The following is a 25,594-nucleotide window of genomic DNA, read 5'->3' on the forward strand; positions in this document are numbered from 1 at the left end:
TTTGCCGGTTCTGGCGAAAGGCGGGTGGCCTATTCATCCTCGAAACATGTCCGGCTTTCAGCATTGTGGCGATGCGCGAAGGTCAGAATAAAGAGTTTTGAAATACGGGAGCGCCCTTTTGGGGGAGGCTTCCGGGCGGCGGAGACAAGGGAAATATGCCAGAGGTCGGCTCAACGGGGAGCTTGCGGAGCAAATCCGCATTCAGCGCAGGCAGGCACCTGAAAGCTTCGCTTTCGCTTGGCTTCAGCCCTCTCAAACGGGTCATCCTCAAGGCAACGGTTTCCTTTGCCGCACTTGTTGCGGCGGCTCCGGCAGCATTTGCACAAGATGCTGAAAATTCCACGCGCATAGATCTGCCATTTGGTGGCAGTGTCGGTGCATTTGAAGTTATCCAGTTTTCGATTTTTCTGGGCGCCATGGGTGCGGCCCTTTTGTCGGCTGGCTGGCTGATCCGCGACCGTTCCAAGATTGCGCATGAAAACAATGAATTGCGTTCGCGCCTGTCCGATATGGGATTGGCTGCACAACGCAATGACGCATTGCTTAACCTCAAAGATCAGCGGATCGTGGTTTGGGATGCACATGGCGCACGCGCCGATGTCGTCGGACAATTGCCGTTTGATTGCGGTGCGCCGCAGGACCGTTCGCATTTTCTGGCCTTTGGTCGTTGGCTTCGTCCGCAATCGGTAACTGAGCTGGAACGTGCGGTTTCGGCTTTGCGCGAACAGGCCCATGCTTTTGATCTGACGGTTGAAACTGTCAACGGCACGCTTCTGGACGTCTATGGTCGCACGTCGGGCAGTTTTGCCGTGGTGCGCTTTCTGAGCCTTCAGGGCGTGCAGGCGGAGCGTGCGGCACTCCAGTCGCAGAACCGCGAACTCTCCGAAAAACTTGCACTATTGCGTCATCTGCTTGACCGGATTGAACAGCCGGTCTGGGTGCGTGGTTCCGATGGGCGTATCGAATGGGTCAATGGTGCCTATGCGCGCGCGGTGGATGCTGCAGATGGCACGCAGGCAAGCTCGGAAGGCCGGGAACTGTTTGGCGCGCAGGCCCGTCAGCGTCTGGAGCGCGACCGCTTTGCCGAGCCGGATATGCGTGAGCAAATGCCTGCTGTGGTGCGCGGCGATCGCCGTGTTTACGACGTGACCGATGTGAGTGCCGAGGCAGGCTCTGCCGGCCTTGGTTTTGATCTGAGTGAAGTGGAACAGGTGCGTGAGGAACTGAACCGCACTCTGAAGAGCCACGCCGAGACGCTTGATCAGCTTTCGACCGCAGTGGCTATTTTCGATCCGGATATGAAGCTGCAATTCTTCAATCAGGCTTTCGTTTCGCTGTGGTCGCTTGATACGGCCTGGCTTGAAACACATCCGAGCAACACGCTGCTCTTTGATCGGCTTCGTTCCGAAGGAAAGCTGCCTGAGCAGCCGGAATGGCGCAAGTGGAAGGATTCTCTGCTTTCCGCCTACCGCGCGGTCGAGCCGGAAGAACATATGTGGCACTTGCCGGATACGCGCATCATGCGTGTCGTCGCCAATCCGCATCCGCAAGGTGGCGTGACATGGTTCTTCGAGAACATGACCGAAAAGTTCGAGCTTGAAGGCCGCTACAATACGCTGATCAAGGTTCAGGGTGAAACGCTCGATCATCTGGCGGAAGCGGTTGCGGTGTTTGGCTCCGATGGCCGTTTGCGCCTTTCCAATCCATCTTTTGCCGATCTCTGGTCGCTGCCCGCAGCGATTACCGTTGAAGGCACGCATATCTCGACCATTTCCAAGCTCTGCGGCCAGCGCGGCGGGGATGGTATCTGGGACGATTTCGTTTCCTCTGTCACTGGCTTCCTTGACGAGCGCAACGGGCGCATGGGGCAGGTGGAGCTTGATGACGGCGTCATCCTTTCTTTTGCCGTGGTGCCGCTGCCGAAAGGTCAGACCATGCTCACCTTCATCGATGTCACCGATACGGTGCGCGTGGAGCGGGCATTGAAGGAAAAGAACGAAGCGCTTTCGCTCGCCGATCAGATCAAGAACGACTTCGTGCAGCATGTTTCCTATGAGCTGCGCTCGCCGCTGACCAATATCATCGGCTTTACCGAACTGCTGCAAACACCTGCCTTTGGCTCACTTAATGAGCGTCAGCTTGAATACCTCGATCATATTGGCACCTCCTCGGCGGTGCTTCTGACCATCGTCAACGACATTCTTGATCTTGCGACGGTCGACGCCGGTATCATGCAACTCGATATTGATGATGTATCGGTGACCAACGAGATTTCCGCTGCTGCAAAGCGCGTCAGCGAGCGTCTGCACGAACATGATATCGGCCTCGATATCGATATTGCCGACGATGTAGAGACTTTTAGGGCTGATGCCAACCGCGTGCGGCAGGTCCTGTTTAATCTCCTGTCCAATGCATCCAATTATGCGCCGGAAGGTTCGACCGTAACGCTTCAAGTGGCACGCGATGGCACGGATATCGTCTTTGCCGTGCATGATGATGGCCCGGGCATGCCGGGCGATGTGCTGGATACGGTTTTCAAGCGTTTTCAGGCCTATCAGAATGGTGGACGCAAGCGGGGCGTGGGCCTGGGACTTTCCATCGTCAAAAGCTTTGTCGAGCTGCATGGTGGCCGCGTAGAGATCGAAACAGGTGCGGACATTGGAACGACGGTTATTTGTCGCTTCCCATCGGAGGCGCGCAGCTTCCGTGTTGCCGCCGAATAAGGTAAATGGGGCTTTATGAGCACCCCAAGCAATAGCCCGATAACCCGTCTCGAACTGTTTCTGCCCGATGAGGCTGCGACCAAACGCTTTGGCGAAGATTTCACTTTAGCGCTGATTAAAGGCGATCTCGTCACCTTGTCTGGCGATCTTGGCGCAGGCAAATCCTCGCTTGCCCGTGCGATCATCCGTGCGATGGCCGACGATGAGGGGTTTGAGGTGCCAAGTCCGACTTTCACGCTGGTGCAGAGCTATGAGGCTTTGCGCATCCCCGTGGCGCACGCTGATCTTTATCGGATTTCGCATGGTGAAGAGCTGGACGAACTGGGGCTTGTCGAATTTCTCGAAGATGGTGTGGTGCTGTGCGAATGGCCGGAGCAGGCGGAAGGTTTTCTGCCGGAGCCAAGCTTCGCCGTCACATTAACCCATGAGGGGGCAGGGCGGCGTATTGCCATTAGCGGGTCAAATGCTGCGATTGCGCGCCTTCAACGTACGCTCGACATCCGGGCTTTCCTTGAAAACAACGACCGGGCAGCTGCCACACGCCGCTGTTTGCAGGGCGATGCTTCACCGCGCAAATATGAGATCATCACAAGCGCACATGGTGTCGAAGTTCTGATGAATGCACCGGCGATGCCCTATGATCCACCGCTGCGCAACGGAAAATCCTATCGCCAGCTCGCGCATATAGCCGAAAATATCCAGGCTTTCGTGGCTATTGACGGCCTGCTTGCAGCCCATGGTTTGCGGGTGCCAGAAATGCGCGCAATGGATATTGATGCGGGGCTTCTGATCCTTGAGGATCTGGGAACAGAAGGCATCCGCGCACCCTCCGGCGAACCTGTCGCCGAACGCTATGAGGCAGCGGGACGGTTTCTGGCGCATCTTCACGGTGTTCAGTGGCCAGATCAGGCGCCGGTTCCGGGCCATCTCGATCATATCATTGCAGGATTCGACCGCGATGCGATGATCATGGAAGTGAGCCTCGTGGGACAATGGTATGCGCCACGCATCATGGGCCGCAAGCTCACCGAAGCCGAAATTGCAGCCTATGAGACGGCATGGGATGAGGTTCTGACCGAAATCGCCGATTGCGAAAAAAGCCTGCTGCTGCGTGATTATCATTCGCCAAACCTGTTCTGGTTTGAGGATGCAAAAGGTGTCGACAAAATCGGCACAATCGACTTTCAGGACGCGATGATCGGCCCTGCTGCCTATGATGTCGCGTCGCTGGCACTCGATGCTCGCGTGACGATTACGCCGGAGCTCGAAAAGGCAGTGGTGGGTGCCTATTGCGATGAACGCCGCAAGCTTGGCCATGTGTTTGACGAAGCGGCTTTTCGCATGGCCTATGCCGCCATGGGTGCGCAGCGCAACGCCAAGCTGCTGGGTCTGTTCGTGCGGCTTGATGAGCGTGATGGCAAGCCGCATTATCTCGCGCATCTGCCACGCATTCACGACTATCTCGGTCGCGTCTTAAAGCATCCGGTCATGGCGCCGGTAGCCCGCTGGTTTGACGATCTCGCTTTGCTGGAGAAACAATGACACTTCCTGATACAGCGATCATGCTTGCAGCAGGTCTTGGCAAGCGTATGCGCCCGATCACCGAAACCATGCCCAAGCCTTTGGTGCCTGTTGCCGGTAAGTCGCTCATTGATTGGGGGCTCGATGCGCTGGTGAACGCCGGTGTTGAGAATACAATCGTCAATGTCCATTACTTAGCCGACCAACTAATCGACTATCTTGGCAGTCGCTCAAAGCCGAAAATCACGATCTCCGACGAGCGTGATCTGCTGCTCGATTCTGCAGGTGGTATCGTCAACGTGCTGCCACAGGTTGGGGGTAAGCCGTTCTACGTACTCAATGCCGATACATTTTGGGTTGGTGATGAGGCGCAGCCGAATATTTCGGCGCTGGCGCATGTCTGGGACGATGCCCGCATGGATATTCTTCTCATGACGGCGAGGCTCGATCAGGCAACAGGTTTTGAAGGCAAGGGCGATTTCGTCGCGGATGAAGAGGGCCGCTTGCGCCGTTTGCGTGATGCCGCAGGCGACCCGGTCATCTATGCCGGTGCAGCAGTTATTCATCCGCGTATTTTTGCCAAAGCTGAGCCGGGTGTTTCATCGCTCAACCGCTATTTTGATGAAGCCATTGCAGCCGGGCGTCTTTATGGTATGCCCATGACCGGGCATTGGCTTACGGTGGGAACACCGGAAGCAATCGGCGAGGCGGAGGCTGTGCTTTCCGCAATTGCGTAAGGAGAGCATGGCGGAATGACCATTACGAGGCCGAAGCTTTTTTCCATTCCATCCGGCACAGCTTTTCTACCAGCCTTTGCCAAGGCACTTCTGGAAGGCCGCCTGATTGAAGACTTTCCGGGAAATGCCTCTGATCCGCTGGCATTAGCGAACGCGACGATCTATGTGCCGACGCGCCGTGCAGCGCGTGCGCTTCGTTCCATTCTGGTCGATATGAATCCGGCTAAATCTGCAATCCTTCCGACCATTCGCCCGCTGGGCGATGTGGACGAGGACGCAGCTTTTTTCAATGCGGCCACAAGCGGCGTATTCGATCTTAATCCGCCAATTGGCAAGGCTGAACGGCTGTTGCTGCTGGCGCGGCTCATTCGTCCATGGCGTGAATCGCTGCCTGCGCATGTGCGGGCGTTGTTTGGCGTTGATGATGTTTCGGTTCCCGCAACAACCTCTGACGCAATTTGGCTTGCGCGTGATCTGGCTGGCCTGATGGATCAGGTCGAAACCGACAATGCCAAATGGAGTGAGCTTGCCAGCATTGCGCCCGATGATCTTGCGGACTGGTGGCAGGTCACGCTTGGCTTTCTCGATATTGTCACGAAACTCTGGCCGGAAATTCTTGAAGAGCGCAAGCTGTCCAATCCGGCAGCGCATCGCAATGAATTGATCTGGGGCGAGGTGCGGCGACTGCGCGATCATCCGCCGCAAGGGCCTGTGATTGCGGCTGGTTCCACAGGCTCCATTCCCGCGACTGCCGAGCTTGTTTCAGTCATCGCCCGATTACCACAAGGTGCTGTTGTTCTGCCGGGACTGGACCGTGATCTTGATGAAGGCGCTTGGAACCTGCTGGGGGCTTCGGACGATAATCCATCCACCTTCGGCCATCCGCAATATGGTCTCCACAAGCTGTTGCAGGCTATTGGGGTATTGCGCGGAGATGTCGAGCATATCGAAGATATGCCGGTTAACAAACGCGTGCTGGAGCGTGTGGTCAGCGAAGCATTGCGCCCGGCAGAAACCACGGATGCATGGAGCCTGCTGAACCGCGATGCGGATATGCAGCCCCAAAGATTGCTGCAATCGGCTCAAAAGATCGATCTGATTGAAACCGCTAATGAGCGTGAGGAAGCGCTGGCAGTGGCCCTGGCGCTTCGCGATGCGATCAGCGATGAAAACAAGACCGCCGCATTGGTTACTGCCGATAGAAATCTCGCGCGCCGCGTGGTGGGCGAACTCGCCCGCTTTGGCATCGACGCCGATGATTCCGGCGGTCGCCATTTGCGCGATATCGAAACCGCGACGCTGATGCGTCTCATGGTCGAAACCGTGTTCAACCCCGGCGATCCGGTGGCTTTGTTAGCGTTGGTCAAGCACCCGATGCTAAGGCTTGGCGGCAAGCGCATAGAACGGCGACTGGCTGCGGAAACGCTTGAACTGGTGGCGTTCCGTGGCGGTACGGGCAGGGCATCGATTATCGATCTTCCTGCTTTTTTCGACCGCCGCATGGAAGAAAGCGCCAGCCAGTCATGGCAACCGGCATGGCACGCGACTGTTACGCCTGACATGATTGAAGCGGCGCGCGCGCTTTGCGTGAGCCTGTCGGAAGCTATTGCGCCGCTTGCACCTTTCGCCACCATTAACCGGCGAACGGATATTGGCGAGATTACACGCGCAACTGTGGAAGCGCTGGAAAATCTGGCACGCGATGAAAGCGAAAGCGTCACGCGCTATTATTCCGGCGAGCATGGCGAGAAGCTGGCTTCATTTCTGCGTCAGCTTGTGGCGAGCGAAGCGGGACTGGATTTTGAGGCTATTGAATGGCCCGCAATACTTGAAGCTCTGATGTCGGGCGAAACCGTAAAGCCGCATCCGGGTGGCCATCCGCGCGTCTTCATCTGGGGTGCGCTGGAAGCGCGTTTGCAGACCATGGATACGTTGGTGATCGGTGGTCTCAACGAAGGCACATGGCCCGCCAAGACGCGCAACGACCCGTTCATGTCGCGCCCTATGAAGGCGATGATCGCGCTTGATCCACCTGAGCGCCGTACCGGCCTTGCAGCACACGATTTCCAGATGGCGCTTGGTATGGATCATGTCGTGCTGTCGCGTTCGCAGCGCTCTGATAATGCGCCGACGATTCCGTCGCGCTGGTTGCAGCGGCTTGAAACGGTGCTTGGTGCTGACGTGACAAAGGATATGCGAGCACGTGGTGCACGTTTCATCCATTGGGCGCGTGAAATCGATCAGGCGCCTGATGTGCCTTTTGTCAAACGCCCAGAACCAGCACCGCCTGTAAGCGCAAGGCCCAAGCATTTTTCGGTGACGGAAATCGAAACCCTGCGCCGCGATCCCTACGCGATTTTTGCCAAAAAGATTCTGAAACTGCGTCCGCTGGAACCGCTGATCCGCGATCCGGCAGCAGCAGAACGTGGGACACTTTTTCACGACATTCTCGGGCATTTCACCGAAGAGGGCATCGATCCGCTGGCTCCCGATGCAGCCGCGCAGCTTGAAGAATTTGGGCGGCATTTCTTTGGTGAAATGGACCTGCCCATTGAGATCGAAGCAGTGTGGTGGCCGCGTTTTACCGCACTTATTCCGCAATTCCTCGAATGGGAGCGCGAACGCGCCTATAATGTTCAGACCCGCTTTGCCGAAATTTCGTCGGATAAACGCGAGGTTGAAAGTCTTGGCATCACTTTGTCGGGCCGTGCCGACCGTATAGATCTGATGCGTGACGGAACAGCGGAAGTGATCGACTATAAGACCGGTTCCACGCCATCGCCACGACAGGCGCACGTCCTCTTGTCGCCACAGCTGGCGCTGGAAGCAGCTCTTCTCGTGCGCGGGGCGTTCCGCGAACTGGGTTCTGTTCGAGCGTCTGATCTGACCTATGTGCGATTGCGGGCGGGCGGCGAGGTGAAGCCCGAATCGATTTTAAAAATTGGCAGGCCGCCTTCGGAAAAAACTGCACCCGCCCTTGGTGAAGAGGCATGGCAGCGACTGGCGCAGTTGCTCGCCGAGTATCAGAATCCGGCTAAGGGTTATCTGTCCCGCGCGTTACCGTTCAAGGAAACAGAACTTTCGGGTGATTATGATCATCTGGCGCGTGTGCTGGAATGGTCCGCCGGTGGCGACTCTGGCGGGGAGAGCGGCGAATGAAAAAGCAACGTGTTATTCCACAGGAAACAATCGACGCGCAGGCCAGTGCTGCTAATCCGCTGGCCTCCGTCTGGGTGTCGGCCAATGCCGGTTCGGGTAAGACTCACGTTCTGACTGAGCGCGTTATCCGGCTGCTGCTCGAAGGCACGGACCCGTCTAAAATCCTCTGCCTCACCTATACCAAAGCGGCGGCGGCCGTCATGCAGAACCGTGTCTTTGCGCGACTGTCCGAATGGGCAATGTTGCCGGATGAGGATTTGGCTGACAGGCTTATCAAGCTCGAAGGCAAGCGTCCGGGGGCGACACGGCTTGCCGTTGCGCGCAGGCTTTTTGCGCGCGCGCTTGAAACGCCGGGCGGGCTGAAAATCCAGACCATCCACGCATTTTGTGAAGCCATCCTGCATCAGTTCCCGCTTGAGGCGAATATTGCAGGCCACTTCGAGATGATGGATGATCTCATGCAGGTCGCCCTTGTTGGCGAAGCGCGCCGCACCCTGCTTGAGACCGCACATGGCGGCGGCGATCCGGAACTGGCGAACGCTTTTGCCGATGTCATGCAGGCAGCGGGCGAGATGGGTTTGCAGACACTGCTTGATGAAGCCGTGGGCCGCCGCAATGGCTTGCAGCACTATATTGCGGCGCTTGGTAATACGTATGAGCGCAGTGAGACCTTGCACCGGCATTTCCGCTTTCGGCCAGATACGCGCGAATCCGATTTGCTGGATGATATGTGGCCGGTGCCGGAATTTTCCGACGATGCACTCGATCTCATTTTGTCGATCCAGAAGGGTGCGGCACGTGCGCATGATTTTGCGTTGCAGCTCAAGCAATATGACAAGGTCAAAAGCAGCTTCGACAAGGAAGCCGTTCTGCGCGCTTCCTTTCTGAAAGCGACAGGCGAGGCAAAATCCGGTTCCTATGTCGGTTCGGCTGCGGTCAAAAAGCTGCTGCCGGATTTCGAGGAAGATTTTAATGCCGCAGCAATGCGTGTTGAACTCGGTCTCGACAAGATCAAGGAGCTGCGGCTTATCCGGCTAAATCTGGCCGGGCTCACTCTCATTGATAATCTCCTGCAGCGCTATCATGATTTGAAGCGCAAGCGCGGTCTACTCGACTTTGAAGATCTGATCACCCGCACAGTGGCGCTTCTGGCGCGTGATGGGGCAGGGCAATGGGTGCAGTATAAGCTTGATCGCGGCATTGATCATATTCTCGTCGATGAAGCACAGGATACCAGTCCCGATCAGTGGCAGGTGATCCGCATGTTGTCGGAGGAGTTTTTCTCGGGCCTCGGTCAGCGTAATGTGCAGCGCACGCTGTTCGCGGTGGGGGATGAAAAGCAGTCGATCTACTCGTTTCAGGGGGCCGTGCCGGAAGACTTTGCTATTCAAGGTAAAGCCATCAGTGCCAAGGCTCGTGATGCAGACCTTACTTTTAAAGAAGTTCGCCTCAACTTCTCGTTCCGCTCGGCCCCTGACGTGTTGCAGGCCGTGGACGAGGTTTTTGCACGTCCTGAGGCCAATCGCGGCTTGTCAGGTGCTACTGTTCACTCCGCCATCCGCGACAATGAGCCGGGCGAGGTGGAAATCTGGGATATGCTGACGCCGGAAGTGGTCGAGGAGCCGGATGACTGGCGCGTGCCGGTCGACCACTTGCAGGCACCTGCCATAAAACTTGCCGAACAGATTGCAGAAACCATTCGCTATTGGCTTGATCGGGGCGAAACAATTCCGGGTCAGAATCGCAAACTCGCGCCGAAAGACATTATGGTGTTGGTGCGCAAGCGCGACCAGTTCATGCCAGCGCTTTCGCGCGCTCTCAAAAACCTCTCCGTGCCGGTGGCCGGTGCCGACCGTCTCAAGCTCACAAGCCATATCGCCATTCAGGATTTGATGGCGCTGGGGCGTTTCGTGTTGCAGCCGTCAGATGATTTGTCATTGGCGTCGCTTCTCAAAAGCCCGCTGTTTGGCTGGGATGATGACAGGCTGTTTGCGCTGGCAAATCCGCGTAAATCGGGCGAAACGCTGTTTGAGCGGCTTTATCATGCGTCGCTGGAAGAGCCTGCGCTGATCCCGGTTCACAAGACGCTGAGCCGCTGGCGCAATATGGCCGACACCATGCCGATCTTCGAGTTCTATGCGCGAATCTTAAGTGCAGATGGTGCGAGGCGTAAGCTTCTGGCGCGGCTTGGGCCGGAAGCAGGCGATATTATCGACGAATTTCAGAACTACGCGCTTTCCGCCGAACGCGCTGGCCTGCCGGGCATGCAGGCATTTCTGGAAACGCTCGATGCAGCATCACCGCAAATCAAGCGCGAACTGGATCAGGGCCGCAACGAAGTGCGTATCATGACGGTTCATGCCGCCAAGGGGCTTGAAGGCGCTGTGGTGTTTCTGGTTGATCCGGGTAATGCCGTCTGGAGCGGAACGCGCGCGCCAAAGCTGATCCCGTTTGATCTCAGCAATGACGGGCCACAGTTGAAGGGCTATTTGTGGCAACCCAATGCGGGCTATCAGACAGGCTTTCTTGCGTCACAGATCGAAGGTCTGAAGGCCCGTGCGGAAGAAGAATATCGTCGCCTGCTTTATGTGGGTATGACACGCGCAGAAGACCGGCTGATTGTCTGTGGCTATCGCGGTTCGCGTGAAAGCGGTGAGACATGGCACAGACTGGTCGAAGACGCGCTGACAACCAAGGCCGAAACCTTTGTGCATCCGGTATCGGGCGTTGCAGCCCGACGCTATCGCAACATACCACGCGGGCTGACAGAGATTGCAGAGCTGGAAGTGGAAAAGGCGACCGAGTTTCCACCGCTGCCGCTGGACTATCTGAAGCCCATAAAGCCGGAACCGGGTCTGCCGCGTCCCCTTGCCCCATCGGGTGCATCGGCACTGATTGAAGCAGATGAGGAGTCACCGCTCGACACACAGTCGCCCGTTCTGGGGCAGAGCGGCGAGACGTCCGCCTTCGCTCTTCGCCGCGGCACGGCGATCCACATGTTGTTGCAATATCTGCCGGAAGTGGGCACCGGCGAGCGCGAAAAGCTTGCACAGGATTATCTCGCACGCATTGCTGCCGATTGGCCGGAAGCTGAACGCGCGAAAGCCTGGGCGAGTGTGGCAACCATTCTGGCTGATCCGAAATTTGCGCCGGTCTTTGCCAAAGGATCGCGCGGTGAAGTGGCTGTCATGGGTACGATCAATCTCGGTGGAAAAGATCATGCCGTGTCAGGGCAGATCGACCGCATCAGTGTCGATGAAAGCCGCGTACTGATTGTGGATTACAAGACCAATCGCCCGCCGCCAAAGACCGTTGAAGCGGTGCCTTTCGCCTATCGCGCGCAGTTGGCGCTTTATCGGGAATTGCTTGCGCCTCTTTATCCGGGTCGCATCATTGACACAGCTTTGCTCTTTACCGAAGGGCCATATCTGTTGCCTTTGCCGGAAGCTTCAATGGATGAGGCATTGAAAGCGCTTGGTGACTCTCAAGGAAAGGTGAGCAACCAGAGCTTGACGAAAGCGGACTGACACGCCACATGATATGGTCAAAGGAGCGATTTCTTGATGAGTCTTTCGCTCTCAAACAGATATGAGGATAGCCCTATGGCAACCGTAAAGGTCGATAACAGCAATTTTCAGTCGGACGTTCTTCAGTCGAGCGAGCCAGTCGTCGTGGATTTCTGGGCTGAATGGTGCGGTCCTTGCAAGATGATCGCTCCGGCTCTGGACGAGATCGCCGCTGAAATGGCTGGTCAGGTCAAGATCGCCAAGGTCAATATCGACGAAAATCCGGAACTCGCAGCACAGTTCGGCGTGCGTTCGATCCCAACGCTGCTGATGTTCAAGGATGGCGAACTCGCCGCCAACATGGTTGGCGCTGCTCCAAAGAGCCGCCTTGCTGACTGGATCAAGGCATCTGCTGCTTAATCAGCTGAATTTATAAGATAAGAAAAACCCGGCCTTTGCGCCGGGTTTTTTGTTGCGATTAAGCTGCCTCAACAGTGCAAGCATTCAAGAAAGCTTCAATGAACTGAGAAAATCCTGTTACAAACGAGGCCTATTCCCCGTGCAGTCTCAAAGCTGGCCGTCGTTCATCCGGCGGTCGCCATCGTTCGGGGTAAAGCATGCTTATTAATCGTCGTCACGCATTGGGTTTGATGGGAGCTGCTGCCGGCACTTTCGTCTTGCCGGGTATCGTTCGCGCCAACCAGCGCCGCTCGATCACGATCGCGGTGCAGAAGATCACCAACAACAACACGCTCGACATCTGGAACGAGCAGTCGAATGTTGGCGAGCGTGTCTTCTTCCCGAATTTGTGGGAAGGTCTCATCCTGCGTGACTGGATGGGCAATCAAGGCCCTGTTCCGGGTCTTGCGACCGAATGGAAGCGTCTTGATGACAAGACCATTGAACTCAAGCTGCGTCAGGGCGTCAAGTTCCACAATGGCGATGAGCTGACCGCAGAAGATGTGGTTTTCTCGTTCTCCGATGAGCGTCTTTTTGCAGGTACGGAGCCATCAGGCGGCAAGACGCTCTACGAAGCAAACTTCAAGCCGCAGACCGAAAAAGAACTGCCAGCTGCAATTCCAGGCATTTCGCGCCGCCTGTGGCCAGCCCTTCGCGGTGTCGAAGCTGTCGACAAATACACCGTGCGTTTCCACAATGCTACGCCAGATGTGACGCTTGAAGGTCGCCTCTACGCCTTCGGGTCGCAGATCGCCAACAAACGCGCATGGAGCGAAGCAAAGTCCTATACCGATTGGGCTCGTAAGCCAGTCACAACCGGCCCTTACAAGGTTGCCGACTATAAGCCAGACGTAGAACTCGTTCTTGAGGCCCACGACGAATATTGGGGTGGTCGTCCGCCATTGCAGCAGATCCGCTTCGTCGAAGTGCCGGAAGTTGCAAGCCGCGTAAACGGCCTGATTTCTGGTCAGTATGACTTCGCCTGCGATCTTCCACCAGATCAGATCGGCAATGTTGCGAACAATCCGGGTCTCGAAGTCCAGAGCTCGACCATCTGGAATCACCGCACGACGATTTTCAACACACAGAATGAAGTCCTGCGCGATCCGCTCGTTCGCCGCGCGATGACTCATTCGATTGACCGTCAGGCAATCGTGGATTCGCTCTGGGCCGGTCAGACTGTTGTGCCTGCTGGTCTGCAGTTTGAAAGCTTCCGCACCTCCGATATGTTCATCGAAGGCTGGGAACCACCACAGTTCGACCCGGAACTGGCCCGCGATCTGCTCAAGCAGGCCAATTATAAGGGCGATGCGATCCCTTACCGTCTGCTCAACAACTACTATACCAACCAGACCCCGACTGCTCAGGTTCTCGTTGAAATGTGGAAGCAGGTTGGTCTGAATGTCGAGATCGAGATGAAGGAAAACTGGGCGCAGATCCATGATCCGGCAGGCACCAAGGGTGTTCGCGACTGGTCGGCATCCAACAACATCAACGATCCGATCACACCGATGGTGGTGCAGTTTGGCCCGAATGGCGAAGTCCAGCAGAAGAAGGACTGGTCGAACGACGAGGTCAACAAGCTGTCGGTCATCATGGAAACCTCGACAGATCGCGGAGAGCGCAAGAAGGCGATCAAGCGTATGCTTGAAATCTGCGAGCGCGAAGATCCGGTTTATAGTGTGCTGCATCAGAATGCCGTGTTCACCGGCATGAAGAAGGAACTGAAGTGGAAAGCCGCTCCAGCCTTCGCCATGGATTTCCGTTCAAACAACTGGAACGTATGACCCTGATCTATGGCTGGCGCGATTATGCGTCAGCCATTTTTCTCTTCATGAAATGCATCTGAAAATCGCCAGTAACCGCGATTGACCGAGCGAAAGGAGAAGACGGTGGCATTCGTCTCCATTCGGGATTTAAAGGTTTCTTTCAGCGGTGTGCAGGTTCTGCATGGCATCAATCTCGACATCGACCGGGGTGAAACTCTGGGTCTGGTTGGGGAATCGGGTTGCGGCAAATCCGTAACCTGGCTTGCAGCTCTTGGGCTTTTGCCGGGAAAAACATCGGTTTCCGGTTCAGTGGTTGTTGATGGTCAACAGCTGATTGGTGCTCCCCGCCATGCGCAGGAAAGCGTTCGTGGCGGTCGCGTTGCAATGATTTTTCAAGATCCAAGCTCGTCGCTTAATCCGGTCAAGAAAGTTGGCCCGCAGATTGTGGAATCATTGTCTCTTCATCGTGGATTGAAGGGCAGTGCAGCGTGGCTTGAAGCAGTCAAACTTATGGAGCGGGTTGGCATTCCAGATGCTGCGCGACGGTTTGATCTTTTCCCGCATGAATTTTCAGGTGGCCAGTGTCAGCGGATCATGATTGCCATTGCGCTGGCTGGAGAGCCGGATGTGCTGATTGCCGATGAGCCGACCACGGCACTCGATGTCACCATTCAGGCGCAGATTCTCGATCTTCTGAACCAGATCAGGCAGGAAACCGGCATGGCGATCGTATTCATCAGCCATGATCTGGGGGCAGTCAGCCAGATATGCGAGCGGGTGTGCGTCATGTATGCCGGACGTATCGTGGAAACTGCGCAAACGGCGGAATTGTTTGAGACGCCGAAGCATCCTTATACACTGGGTCTGTTTGATGCCATTCCGCGGCTCGATGGTGGTCGCGAAAGGCTGCGCGCTATTCCGGGTACGGTTCCCGATCCCCGACACCTGCCGCAAGGCTGTGCCTTCGCGCCGCGCTGTTCGCAGGCAACGGAACAATGTGAAAAACATATTCCTGAGCTTCGGCAGTTGAGCGCGCAGAAAGTTGCCTGTTTCAATGCGGTTGATGTGATGGAAGACGCATTTATCAAGGCAGGAAACGCCTATCGCACTATCGGTGCGGAAGGAGCGGCTGCATGAGTTTCCTTCTTGAAGCCCGCAATCTCGTTCGCACCTATCAGGGCGGGGGCATTTTCAGAAAGACTGATCCGGTCAAGGCAGTCGATGGCGTGAGTTTACGCATTCAGCCGGGCGAGACTCTTGGCATTGTGGGTGAATCCGGTTGCGGCAAGTCCACGCTCGGTCGTATGTTGCTGGGCATTGATGATGCGACCGAAGGCGAAGTGCTCCTCGACGGCAAGCCGTTGCCAAAGCGCAATACGCTCGAATGGCGCAAGCTTCGCGCTCAGATGCAGCTGGTGTTTCAGGACCCGCTCGCAGCCCTTGACCGCCGCCTGACCATTGCTGCGCAAATCGGCGAACCTTTGCAGATACATGGTATCGCTAGAGGAACAGAGCTTAAAGACCGTGTCGATGAGCTGATGATTTCAGTCGGCCTTCGTCGCGATCAGGGAGATCGCTATCCGCATGAATTATCTGGCGGTCAGCGCCAGCGTGTCATCATTGCCCGCGCGCTTGCGACAAGCCCGCGCCTGCTGGTCTGCGACGAGCCGGTTTCGGCACTCGATGTTTCCATTCAGGCGCAGGTCGTCAATCTGCTGCGTGATCTGCAGGAACGGCATGGCGTTGCCATGGTTTTCATCAGCCATGATCTCAAGGTCGTGCGCAATATCTGCGACCGAGTGGCGGTCATGTATCTCGGCAAGATTGTCGAAGAAGCAAGCTCCGGTGTCATTTTTGAAACACCACAGCATCCCTATACAAAAGCGCTTGTTTCCTCCGTGCCTGTTCCGGGAAAGCGGCTTGAGCACCGCATGATCCTCAAGGGTGAGCCGCCAAATCCGGCCAATAGACCGGATGGTTGCGTTTTCCATCCGCGTTGTCCGATTGCTGGGTTCCAGTGTCCGACCGCAATGCCAGAACTTGAAATTTCCGGTTACGGCCGACGAACCGCTTGTCATTTTGTCGAGCCGGTCAAAACTGCGGCGTGAGGCTCGAATGTTTTCTTATGTAGCATCCCGCTTTTTCCGCGCACTGGTCACCGTGTTTCTGGTCATGACCTTCGCTTTCGTCGTTCTGCGCATGTCGGGCGATCCCGCACAGATTATGCTTGGTCCTGATGCGCCGCAGGAATCCATTGATGCGTTTCGCAAGGCGTGGGGGCTGGATGACCCGCTGTGGCTCCAATATCTCTCTTATCTCAAGGGGATTTTGAGCTTCGATTTCGGTGTCTCCATGCGAGACAAGGCATCGGCCATCGATCTGGTGTTGCAGCGTATTCCTGCGACACTTCAAATCACGATTCCGGCGCTGATCATCAAGCTGTGCCTTGGCATTCCGGCAGGCGTCTATGCGGCCTTGCACCGGCAGGGTTTTGCGGATCGTGGCGTGATCACACTGTCTATTCTTGGCTTCACAGTGCCGTCTTTCGTGCTTGGTCTGGTGCTGGTTCTGATCTTTTCGATCCAGCTTGGCGTTCTGCCATCCGGTGGCAGCGATACGTGGATACACGGCATCCTGCCGACGCTGACGATTGCCATCGGCGGTACGGCAATTCTGGCGCGTTTCTCGCGTTCGGCAATGATCGAAGTGCTTGGCCGTCCCTATATCCGCACGGCATCGGCCAAGGGCGTGAGCTGGCATGATGTCGTGTGGAAACACGCGCTGCCCAATGCTTCTGTGCCGATTGTCACCATTGTCGGCTTCATGGTCGGATCGTTGATTGCGGGTGCGGTTGTCGTTGAGACCATCTTTTCATGGCCGGGCGTCGGACGCCTGCTTGTTGTTTCGGTTGCCAATCGCGATCTCGCCGTCGTGCAGTGCCTTCTTCTGATGATTGCAAGCTGCATGGTCGTCTCCAACCTCATTGTTGATGTTCTCTACGGCGTTCTTGATCCACGCCTGAGATCAAAGGCTGCGCATTAGAGCATGTCGCGGAAAAGTGGGAACCGGTTTTCCGATAACGACATGCGTAAACATAAAAACTTAAAGCGCATCGCACGGATGCGTTCCGCTTTAAAGGGCAGATGATGACCAATGCCGCCATCCATAGCACGACCGCAATTCGCGCACCGGGGCTTATAAGGCGTCTGCGTAAGTCTGTGCCCGCAAGTGTCGCATTTGCGATTTTCTGGCTTGGATTGATGCTTTTCGTGGTGTTCTTCGCTGATCTGCTGCGGCCATATCCAATCACCAAAATGGACCTGATGGCGCGTCTGGTTCCGCTTGGTACGCCCGAACATTGGCTGGGTACGGATGAACTTGGTCGTGATGTTTATTCACGTCTCATCCAGTCGATCCGTGTTTCGCTGATCATCGCATTTGGTGCGACGATCCTCTCGGCTTTCTTCGGGACACTGCTCGGTTTTCTGGCTGCACGTTTCCGTGGCTGGGTGGAACAGGTAGTGCTGATGCTGGCAGACTTTCAGGCGGCACTTCCGTTCATGGTGCTGGCTTTGGCTGTGCTGGCTTTCTTCGGCAACTCGCTGACGCTGCTCATCTGTCTGATGGGTTTCTATGGCTGGGAACGTTATGCACGCATTGCGCGCGGGCTTGCCATTTCTGCCGGTGCGCAGGGCTATGCCAGTGCGGTCGTGCAGCTGGGCGCTACGCCGTTCCGGGTCTATTTTCGTCACATTCTGCCGAATGTCGCTTCAACGCTGATCGTGTCGATGACGCTGACTTTCCCGGAAATAATCCTGATGGAATCCGGGCTTTCATTTCTTGGTCTGGGCGTACAGCCCCCGGCCACCTCTCTGGGCAACATGGTCGGCTTTGCGCGCGAATATCTCACGCAGGCACCTTGGATCATGCTGGCACCGGCGCTGGTGATCGTACTGACAACCCTTTCAATTTCACTTCTTGGGGACTGGCTGCGCGACAAGCTGGACCCAACCGTTCAATAGGAATATCGCGATGATAAAGATCATGGCGCATCGTGGTGCGCGCAATCTGTGGGCTGAAAACTCGCTGACGGGTTTCAGAAACGTGCTGAAGCTGGACGTCGATAGTGTTGAGTTCGACCTGCATCTGACAGGTGCCGGACAGATTTTGGTTATCCACGACAGCACGCTGGAGCGTACGACAGACGCTCAAGGTTATGTCCGTGATCTCGATGACGATGCACGTCGCGCCATTCGTCTCAAAGACGAGCAGGGCAATGCGACCGGGGATAGCATTCCGACTTTCGAGGAAGCGCTGGACGTGTTTGCGACGAGGCCGGAACTCAAGCTCTATGTCGAGCTGAAGTCAGGCCCGGATGGCACACCTTATGAAGGGCTGGTCGAGCAGGCCGTCGAAATCATCAGGGCACGCGGCATTGAAAAGCGGGTCGTTCTGCATTCCTTCGACCGCAGCGTTGTTGAGCGCTGCGCCGAAGTTGCCCCGGAAATCGAACGACTGATGTCGCTCAACACCGAGTGGGTTGAGCGCAATGGTGGGCTGGAGCATTTCTTTGCGAGCGTCGAACCACTGGTTCAATATGTCGGCGTTCACCACGCCCTGTTCGAGGCTGAATTTGAGCGCATTACGTCGCTGTTTCCAAACGAACGTCTCGGTGTATGGACGCTGAACGAGCGCGACCTGATTGACCGCTGGATGCAACGCGATGTCGCTTACATCACGTCGGATAGTCCAGATCTGGTGATCGCGTCTCGCCTCGCTCTCGCAAAACAGCCCGCCTGACAAATCTCAGCTCTCAAACCTTACTCGGTCAACTTCAGGAAGAACATCATGTCTGATCTGCCGCAGCTTGGCGCAGCCGTGCCATTGTCATATCTCGAAAACCATCTCGACTTTATCCTTTCGGAAAATCGCGATCTGGAAATTCAGGATTTCTTTGATGTCAGTCTGTTGAAGGGTGATTGGAAACTGCCAGCAAACCGGATCAAGGCGCTGCTGGATGGCTATAAGGGACGTCTCGGCATTCATGGCCCTTTCTGGGGGCTCAATATGTCGAACCCGGATGAAGACATTCGTAATATCGTGCGTGAGCGTTATCTCAAGGGTCTGGAAGTCTGCGAGTATATCGGTGCAACGCAGATGGTCGTGCACAGCCCTTATAATTTCTGGTTCAACAACAATCGCGACAATTCGCCGGAAAGTGCACAGGATATCGTCGACTACGCCCACGACACCCTCGCGTTGGTCGTCAAACGCGCAGAAGAAATCGGCTGTACGCTGGTGATCGAAAACATTGAAGATATCGACCCCGATGCCCGTCGCATTCTGGCCGATAGCTTCCAGTCAAAGTCGGTCGCGGTATCGGTTGACACCGGCCACGCGCATTTTGCCTATGGCTCCATGGGTGCACATCCGGTGGATTATTTCATCAGCCGCGCAGGCAATCGTCTTGAGCATGTGCATCTTCAGGATGCAGACGGCCACGCCGACCGGCATTGGGCAATCGGCGAAGGCACGATCTGCTGGCATGCAGTCTTTGCCGCTTTGTCGAAGCTTGAGAGCAATCCGCGCCTGATACTCGAACTGCGCAACAAGAATAAAATCCAGCAGTCGGTACAGTATCTCACATCAGCTGGTCTGGCGCGCTAACAGCAACGTTTCTGTCTCCTATGGCTGTCATGAATGGCAAATGGTTTGCCGCTCATGGCAGCCGTTTTTTTATGATTGTTCCAGGCGGCGCGGTTTTCAACTTCACCGCTGATAGTTCTGGAATAAACAAAGCATAGCAAATTCAAGTCATTATCGCTTTCCAGATTCTTTCAAAGGGACACAAAAACCCTTATCTGATGTCTGATACATCAGATGTTGACATATCAAGTCATGTGTTCCAAGATTGTCTGGTAATTTCGGATGACAGTCAGGTGCGCCCTTGCGTGATAACGTTTCCCCATTTTCACCGATCAAGGTGAAGAGCCTCAGAGATCATGTGCATGACGATCTTCGGGAGGCGATTATTTCGGGGCGTCTGAAATCCGGCGACAGATTGAACGAGCGGCAATTGGCGGCAGATCTCGGCATCAGCACCAGCCCTTTGAAAGAAGCGCTGCGCCAGCTGGAAGGCGAGGGGCTGGTCCGCACGGAAGCGCGACGCGGGACATTCGTTTCGTTCAATGCGCGGCAGGCGGAAGAGATGACGCTGGCGCGTGCTGCACTTGAAAGCATTATCGCACGACAGGCTGCAAAGCATGGCGGAGAAGAAGCTTTCGCATTTCTTCGTGCGGTTATTGAGGAAATGCGGGCGGCCGTGGAATCCGGTGACGTGGATGCGCTGATCGAGCTCAATGAGAAGTTTCATGATGCCATTCATGAGGCGTCGGGATGCGAATATTTGCGGCGGCTGCAAAATGCGCAGCGCATGTATGACCACGCCGCTCGTGTGACGGTGTTGTCGCGCGAAGATGTGCGCAGGCAATCGTTTGCCGAGCATGAAGCAATCATGCAGGCGATTACTGTAAGAAACGGCGATTTGGCCGAACGATTGATGCGGGAGCACATCGTGAAAGCGGGGGATACACATATCGAACTGGTCTTCTGACCAGTACCTGGGAGGGTATTATGAATTTAGCGGAATACCGCGGGGTGCTGAGAGGCATCTCGGGCGTGCATGCGACTGCCTATAATACAGATGGTGAAATCGATGCTGCTCTGACAGCGAAAATTGTCGAGCGGATCGCCCGGGCAGGTGTGCATAATATCGTCACCGGCGGCAATACGGGCGAGTTCTACAGCATGACTGTGGATGAGGTAATCCGCTTGCAGGCTATCGCGGTGAAAGCGGCAAATGGCAAGGCTACAGTGACTGCCGCCGCTGGTCGTTCTGTGCGTGACGCGATCAAGGTTTCAAAAGCAGCGCAAGCCGAAGGTGCTGATGGCGTGATGATCCATCACCCGCTTGATCCTTTTGCAGCGCCTCATGCGCAGGTTGATTACTTCATTGAAATTGCCGAAGCGATTGATCTGCCGATCGTTGCTTATATCCGCTCCGATCTGATCCCGCTTGACGAGATGGTGCGTCTGGCGACGCATCCGAAGGTCGCAGGCGTCAAGTTTGCTTCACAAAATACCATGTTGTTCTTTGAATGCTGCCGCGCAACCAAGGGGACTGACGCGACCTGGATTTGTGGTCTGGCGGAAAGCTGGGCGCTGCCTTTCTACGCGCTTGGTGGCCGTGGCTTTACGTCTGGTCTCGTCAATGTCGCACCGGAACGCTCGCTGGCGGTCTGGAATGCGCTGGAAGCTGGCGATTACGCCCGCGCCCGCGAGGTTGTTGAAAGCATCGCCGATTTTGAAACCATGCGAACCAAATATCGCAATGGTGCAAACGTCACAGTGGTCAAGGAAGCGCTTCAGATTCAGGGACTGGCCGTTGGTGACGTTCGTTTGCCGGGCCTGCCAAAGCTCGAAGCGGCTGATCGCAAGGCGCTCCAGAAAATCGTTTCGGGCTGGAAGACTGATAGCATTGTCTGACAAATGAAACCCGGCCGCCCTGACAGGGAGAAGAGGGGCGCACCGGAAAACCAAAAAGTGGAGGAGAACATGAATAAGGGAATTTCACGCCGCACATTCATGACCGGGGCCGGACTTGCAACCGGCATGGGTATCATGCTGCCGAAAGGCGTATGGGCGCAATCGGCAAAACTGCCATCATCGCCCGTCGCATTGAACGTCATTGATGCGGCTGGCAATCTTGCGCTGACACAGCCGATTTTCGACAATTTCGCTTCAGAACAGAAAGCGCTTGTATCGCGCTTTACCTTCAACAAGGCACCGGCACCGGAACTTCCCGGCAAGATCAAGGCGCAGCAACGTGCCAACCGGATCGATATCGATATGGTCATCGTTGGCCCGGATGCGCTTTCTGCAGGTCTCGCTGACGATATCTGGACCGATATAATTGCGCTTCCAGACAATGGTCTGCCAAAACTGCAGGACGTCTATCTCGAGCCCGCCTGGCGTATGCAGGAAATGTCAAAGGGCAAGGGGGTCGTCGTTTCTTATTACCCATCAGGCCCGCTGCTCGAATATCATCCTGAGAAGGTCAAGACGCCGCCAAAGACCGCCGAAGAGCTTCTGGCCTGGACCAAGGAAAATCCCAACAAGTTCATCTATGCCCGTCCGGCAAATTCCGGTCCGGGGCGTACATTCCTGATGGGGCTGCCTTACCTGCTTGGTGACAGTGATCCGAAAGATCCGATCAAGGGCTGGGACAAGACCTGGGCTTATCTCAAGGAGCTGCACAAGAATATCGAATATTATCCGGCGGGAACCGGTGCTCTGATGAAAGAGCTCGGCGAAGGCACGCGTGACATGACAGTCACGACCACGGGTTGGGATATCAATCCGCGTGCGCTTGGTGTCGTTCCGAAGGAAATGGCAGTCAGCAAGCTTGAAGGCTTCCATTGGGTCTGCGACGCGCATTATTTCGCCATTCCAAAGGGTGTTTCGGAAGAAAAGATCGCGGTTCTGATGGAATTCATCAAATTCGCGCTCAAGCCGGACCAGCAGGCCTATTCCTATGATGCTGGTTACTTCTATCCGGGACCAGCGGTGAAGGACGTCACCATCGAGATGGCACCCAAGGAAAGTCAGGATGTGATCGCCGAATTCGGTCGTCCTGAATATGCCGACTGGATCGCAAACAATCCAATTGAGTTGCCGCTTGAGCCTGAAGCTCTGGTTGCTGCCTTCCGTCGCTGGGATGAAGACGTCGCAGCCAGCTGAGTCTTCTCGACAGCGTCAATGGCGGATCTCATTGGTTCGCCATTAGCCGCCTAAGATCACCACTCCATTTACGGTGCTTGCGTCAATGTCCTTTCAAGAACTTCGGCTCGACCGAATGAGCCGCTCATTTGGAACTTTTAACGCGCTGCGGGAGATTAACCTCACGATCGGCAAAGGTGAGTTCATCGCTCTTCTCGGTCCGTCTGGCTGCGGAAAGTCCACGGCTCTCAATTGTATCGCAGGCCTTCTGGGCACGACTGGCGGGGGCATCTATATTGATGACAAACGCGTGGATCAGTTGAAGCCCGAGGATCGCGGCTTTGGCATGGTGTTCCAGAATTACGCCCTGTTTCCCCATATGAATGTCCTGCAAAATGTCGGCTTTGGCCTGAAAATGCGCGGACTTGCCAAAAGCGAGATCGAGAAACGGTCGCGCGCAGCGCTTGCACTGGTGCGTTTGCAGGGACAGGAAGAGAAACTTCCTGGCCAATTGTCAGGCGGACAGCAACAGCGTGTTGCCATTGCGCGTGCTATCGTCATCGAACCGCCACTGGTGCTGATGGATGAACCGCTTTCAAATCTCGATGCAAAATTGCGACTGGAAATGCGCGCTGAAATCCGGCGCATTCATAACCAGCTTGGTTCGACAACAATCTATGTGACCCATGATCAGGATGAGGCCTTGTCGCTGGCAGACCGCATCGTGGTGTTGCGCGACGGTGAAATCCGGCAGGTGGGAACACCGCACGAGCTTTACGAGCAACCGCGTTATCTGGATGTTGCGGCCTTCATGGGCTTCCGCAATGCACTCCACGGCGAAGTGCTGCGCGTTGAAGATGGTCAGGCCACAATCGCCGTTGCTGGTAATGAGTTGACCGGTCGGGCGATGGATCAGCTTGCACCCGGCAGCAATGCTGTTCTGATGGCACGTGGCGACGATGTGGTGTCAGGCGAAAAGGGGCATAACTCGATAGAGGCGACCGTGGAGACGATTGAATATCGCGGGCGCGAATATGTTGGTATTGCCCGCACCGAAACCGGCATGGAAATGGTCTTTCACGGCCCGCAGGAAGTTGGGCCCGGGGCAAAAATCACGCTGGGTATCGATGCGAGCCACGCGCTGGTCTTTGCGGGCGAGGCTTAAACCATGGCGGAGAAACGCTTTTCCGATGCCACGCTCAAACCCGGTTTGCGTCAGCGGCTTGCCAATCGTGGTTTTGACGGTGTTACGCTGCTGATCCTGCCCGCACTGCTCTTTGTGATCGGTGTTTTCATCTATCCGTTTTTGTACGGTCTGGTGTTGTCGTTTAATCCGCTGGATGGCGGTGGAGCGCTGGCCAATTACCGCAAGTTCTTCTCCGATCCTTATCTTTACAAGACCATTGGTGCGACGCTGTGGCTGGCAATTCCGGTCACGCTGATCAGCATATTGCTTGCCGTTCCAATCGCCATGCGCGTTCGGCTGATGCGCAAGCAGCGCCTTCTGACGACAATCCTTGTGCTGCCCGTGACTTTGGGGACAGTGCTGATTGCCGAAGGGCTTTTGAACTATCTGGGGCCGCAGGGCTGGTTCAGCCGCAGCCTGATCGCTATCGGCTTTATCGATAATCCGCTCAAGCTCACCAACAATTACTGGGGCGTGTTCGCCTCGCTGGTGATCACGGTTTTCCCGTTCACGTTCCTGCTGACGCTGTCCTACATAACCGGCATTGACCCCGCACTTGAGCGGGCCGCTGCAACGCATGGGGCAAACAGCTGGCAGCGCTTCCGTCATGTCATGTTACCGCTTCTGGTGCCGGGCCTTGTTGTCGCGTCATGTCTCACCTTCGTGCAGGCTTTCGCCGTGTTTCCGTCCGCTGTGCTGTTGGGTGCACCGTCGGGACCCACGCGCGTGATTTCCATTGCTGCTGCGCAAGCGGCTTTCGAGCAATATGATGACTCCATGGCGTCTTCCATCGCCATGATCATGGCGGCGGTGCAGCTGCTTGTCGTTGGTGCGCTGCTTGGGCTGCGTTCATTCTTCTATCGCGGTTCGACCGCTGGCGGGAAAGGATAGACCATGATCCGCGATACATCTGTCCTTTCAAAACTCTGGATCACCGTCGTTTGGCTTGTGACGGGCTTCTTCGTCCTCAATGTGCTGGCGGTTATCACCGCTGTGGTTGTTTCAAGCTTCGGTACGCGCTGGCTTGGCACATGGTTCCCTGACGGCTTCACGACGCGCTGGTATGCCGCCGCATGGGCCGAGTTCCAGCTCGATCAGGTGCTGCTGGTCACATTTCAGGTGGTCTTTGCAGTTGTCATTCTGTCCGGCTTTCTGGGCGTGACAGCGGCTTATGCAATGGCGCGGCGTGATTTCCCCGGCAAGAAGTTTGTACTGCTGATCTTCCTGCTGCCGCTGCTTGTGCCGCCGATCACCTTCGGTATCCCATTGGCAACGGTGCTTTACAAGTTTGGAGTCGGTGGGACTTTCTGGGGTGTGGTTCTCGCCAATCTGGTGCCGACAGTCCCCTTCGTCATTCTGGTGATGGTGCCGTTCATCGAACAGATCGATCCCAAGGTGGAAGCCGCAGCGCGGGTCTTTGGCGCAGGCACGTTCAAACTGTTTCTGCATGTGCTTTTGCCGATGCTGACACCGGGTATTCTGGCGGCCCTGCTTCTGGTTTTGGTGCGCACAGTTGCCATGTTCGAACTGACCTTCCTGACGGCCGGGCCAACATCGCAGACATTGGTCGTGGCGCTTTATTATTCGGTCTTTGCGGCAGGTGTGCGTTCGGTTCAATCCATCGACGCAATGGCCGTGATCTACATGGTTACATCACTGGTCTGGCTGTTGCTGGCGTTGCGCTTCGTCAATCCGACGCAGATCGTGGCGCGCAATCGTCAACCTTCTGCCCATTGATGCGGCCAACATTTTTTGG

Annotated in this window: 19 protein-coding genes; all 19 read left to right on the forward strand. The window is 55.9% G+C overall.

The window, feature by feature from the left end; translation table 11 throughout:
• Positions 1-155: 155 nt before the first annotated feature.
• The 19 genes from CEV33_RS13240 (at position 156) to CEV33_RS13330 (ending at position 25,575) form a co-directional block, all read left to right on the forward strand.
• The gene (locus tag CEV33_RS13240; RefSeq protein WP_094540909.1) at positions 156-2,723 is read left to right on the forward strand and encodes a sensor histidine kinase; all 2,568 of its coding nucleotides are present in this window, start codon (positions 156-158) and stop codon (positions 2,721-2,723) included.
• A gap of 15 nt (positions 2,724-2,738) precedes the next feature.
• Positions 2,739-4,265 (forward strand): tRNA (adenosine(37)-N6)-threonylcarbamoyltransferase complex ATPase subunit type 1 TsaE, encoded by a 1,527-nt coding sequence (gene tsaE / locus CEV33_RS13245; RefSeq protein ID WP_094540910.1) that lies wholly within the window; start codon positions 2,739-2,741, stop codon positions 4,263-4,265.
• A complete protein-coding gene (locus tag CEV33_RS13250) occupies positions 4,262-4,981 on the forward strand; it encodes a nucleotidyltransferase family protein (RefSeq protein ID WP_094540911.1) in 720 nt (239 codons plus the stop codon). Before tsaE ends, CEV33_RS13250 begins: the two co-directional genes overlap by 4 nt.
• Before the next feature lie 15 nt (positions 4,982-4,996).
• Complete coding sequence (gene addB, locus CEV33_RS13255; protein WP_094540912.1) at positions 4,997-8,140, forward strand: double-strand break repair protein AddB; 3,144 nt, start codon at positions 4,997-4,999, stop codon at positions 8,138-8,140.
• Entirely contained in the window at positions 8,137-11,667 is a 3,531-nt protein-coding gene (gene addA / locus CEV33_RS13260; protein WP_094540913.1) for a double-strand break repair helicase AddA, read from the forward strand. Before addB ends, addA begins: the two co-directional genes overlap by 4 nt.
• A 75-nt stretch (positions 11,668-11,742) precedes the next feature.
• A complete protein-coding gene (trxA, locus tag CEV33_RS13265) occupies positions 11,743-12,066 on the forward strand; it encodes a thioredoxin (RefSeq protein WP_007872546.1) in 324 nt (107 codons plus the stop codon).
• 197 nt (positions 12,067-12,263) lie between these two features.
• Entirely contained in the window at positions 12,264-13,892 is a 1,629-nt protein-coding gene (locus tag CEV33_RS13270) for an ABC transporter substrate-binding protein (protein ID WP_094540914.1), read from the forward strand.
• Between the two features lie 105 nt (positions 13,893-13,997).
• Positions 13,998-15,011, forward strand: coding sequence for an ABC transporter ATP-binding protein (locus CEV33_RS13275; RefSeq protein WP_235818421.1), 1,014 nt, complete (start codon positions 13,998-14,000; stop codon positions 15,009-15,011).
• Complete coding sequence (locus tag CEV33_RS13280; protein WP_094540915.1) at positions 15,008-15,982, forward strand: ABC transporter ATP-binding protein; 975 nt, start codon at positions 15,008-15,010, stop codon at positions 15,980-15,982. Before CEV33_RS13275 ends, CEV33_RS13280 begins: the two co-directional genes overlap by 4 nt.
• A 7-nt stretch (positions 15,983-15,989) precedes the next feature.
• Entirely contained in the window at positions 15,990-16,916 is a 927-nt protein-coding gene (locus CEV33_RS13285; RefSeq protein ID WP_094540916.1) for an ABC transporter permease, read from the forward strand.
• Between the two features lie 104 nt (positions 16,917-17,020).
• Positions 17,021-17,896 carry an ABC transporter permease gene (locus tag CEV33_RS13290; RefSeq protein ID WP_094540917.1) on the forward strand — a complete coding sequence of 292 codons (876 nt, stop codon included), beginning with the start codon at positions 17,021-17,023 and terminating at the stop codon, positions 17,894-17,896.
• A 10-nt stretch (positions 17,897-17,906) separates the two neighbouring features.
• Positions 17,907-18,674, forward strand: a complete 768-nt coding sequence (locus CEV33_RS13295; protein WP_094540918.1) for a glycerophosphodiester phosphodiesterase family protein — start codon at positions 17,907-17,909, stop codon at positions 18,672-18,674.
• Between the two features lie 48 nt (positions 18,675-18,722).
• Positions 18,723-19,541, forward strand: coding sequence for a sugar phosphate isomerase/epimerase family protein (locus CEV33_RS13300; protein WP_094540919.1), 819 nt, complete (start codon positions 18,723-18,725; stop codon positions 19,539-19,541).
• Positions 19,542-19,878: 337 nt separating this feature from the next.
• Positions 19,879-20,487, forward strand: a complete 609-nt coding sequence (locus CEV33_RS13305) for a GntR family transcriptional regulator (RefSeq protein ID WP_094540958.1) — start codon at positions 19,879-19,881, stop codon at positions 20,485-20,487.
• Between the two features lie 20 nt (positions 20,488-20,507).
• Entirely contained in the window at positions 20,508-21,419 is a 912-nt protein-coding gene (locus CEV33_RS13310) for a dihydrodipicolinate synthase family protein (protein WP_094540920.1), read from the forward strand.
• Between the two features lie 99 nt (positions 21,420-21,518).
• Positions 21,519-22,673 (forward strand): extracellular solute-binding protein, encoded by a 1,155-nt coding sequence (locus tag CEV33_RS13315; protein WP_235818423.1) that lies wholly within the window; start codon positions 21,519-21,521, stop codon positions 22,671-22,673.
• Between the two features lie 85 nt (positions 22,674-22,758).
• Positions 22,759-23,817: an ABC transporter ATP-binding protein gene (locus tag CEV33_RS13320; RefSeq protein ID WP_094540922.1), complete on the forward strand. Its 1,059-nt coding sequence runs from the start codon at positions 22,759-22,761 to the stop codon at positions 23,815-23,817.
• 3 nt (positions 23,818-23,820) lie between these two features.
• Positions 23,821-24,729, forward strand: coding sequence for an ABC transporter permease (locus tag CEV33_RS13325; protein ID WP_094540923.1), 909 nt, complete (start codon positions 23,821-23,823; stop codon positions 24,727-24,729).
• A 3-nt stretch (positions 24,730-24,732) separates the two neighbouring features.
• Positions 24,733-25,575, forward strand: a complete 843-nt coding sequence (locus CEV33_RS13330; protein ID WP_094540924.1) for an ABC transporter permease — start codon at positions 24,733-24,735, stop codon at positions 25,573-25,575.
• Positions 25,576-25,594: the final 19 nt, after the last annotated feature.

Origin of the sequence: Brucella grignonensis, from assembly GCF_002252505.1 — a bacterium.
Classification (GTDB): domain Bacteria; phylum Pseudomonadota; class Alphaproteobacteria; order Rhizobiales; family Rhizobiaceae; genus Brucella; species Brucella grignonensis.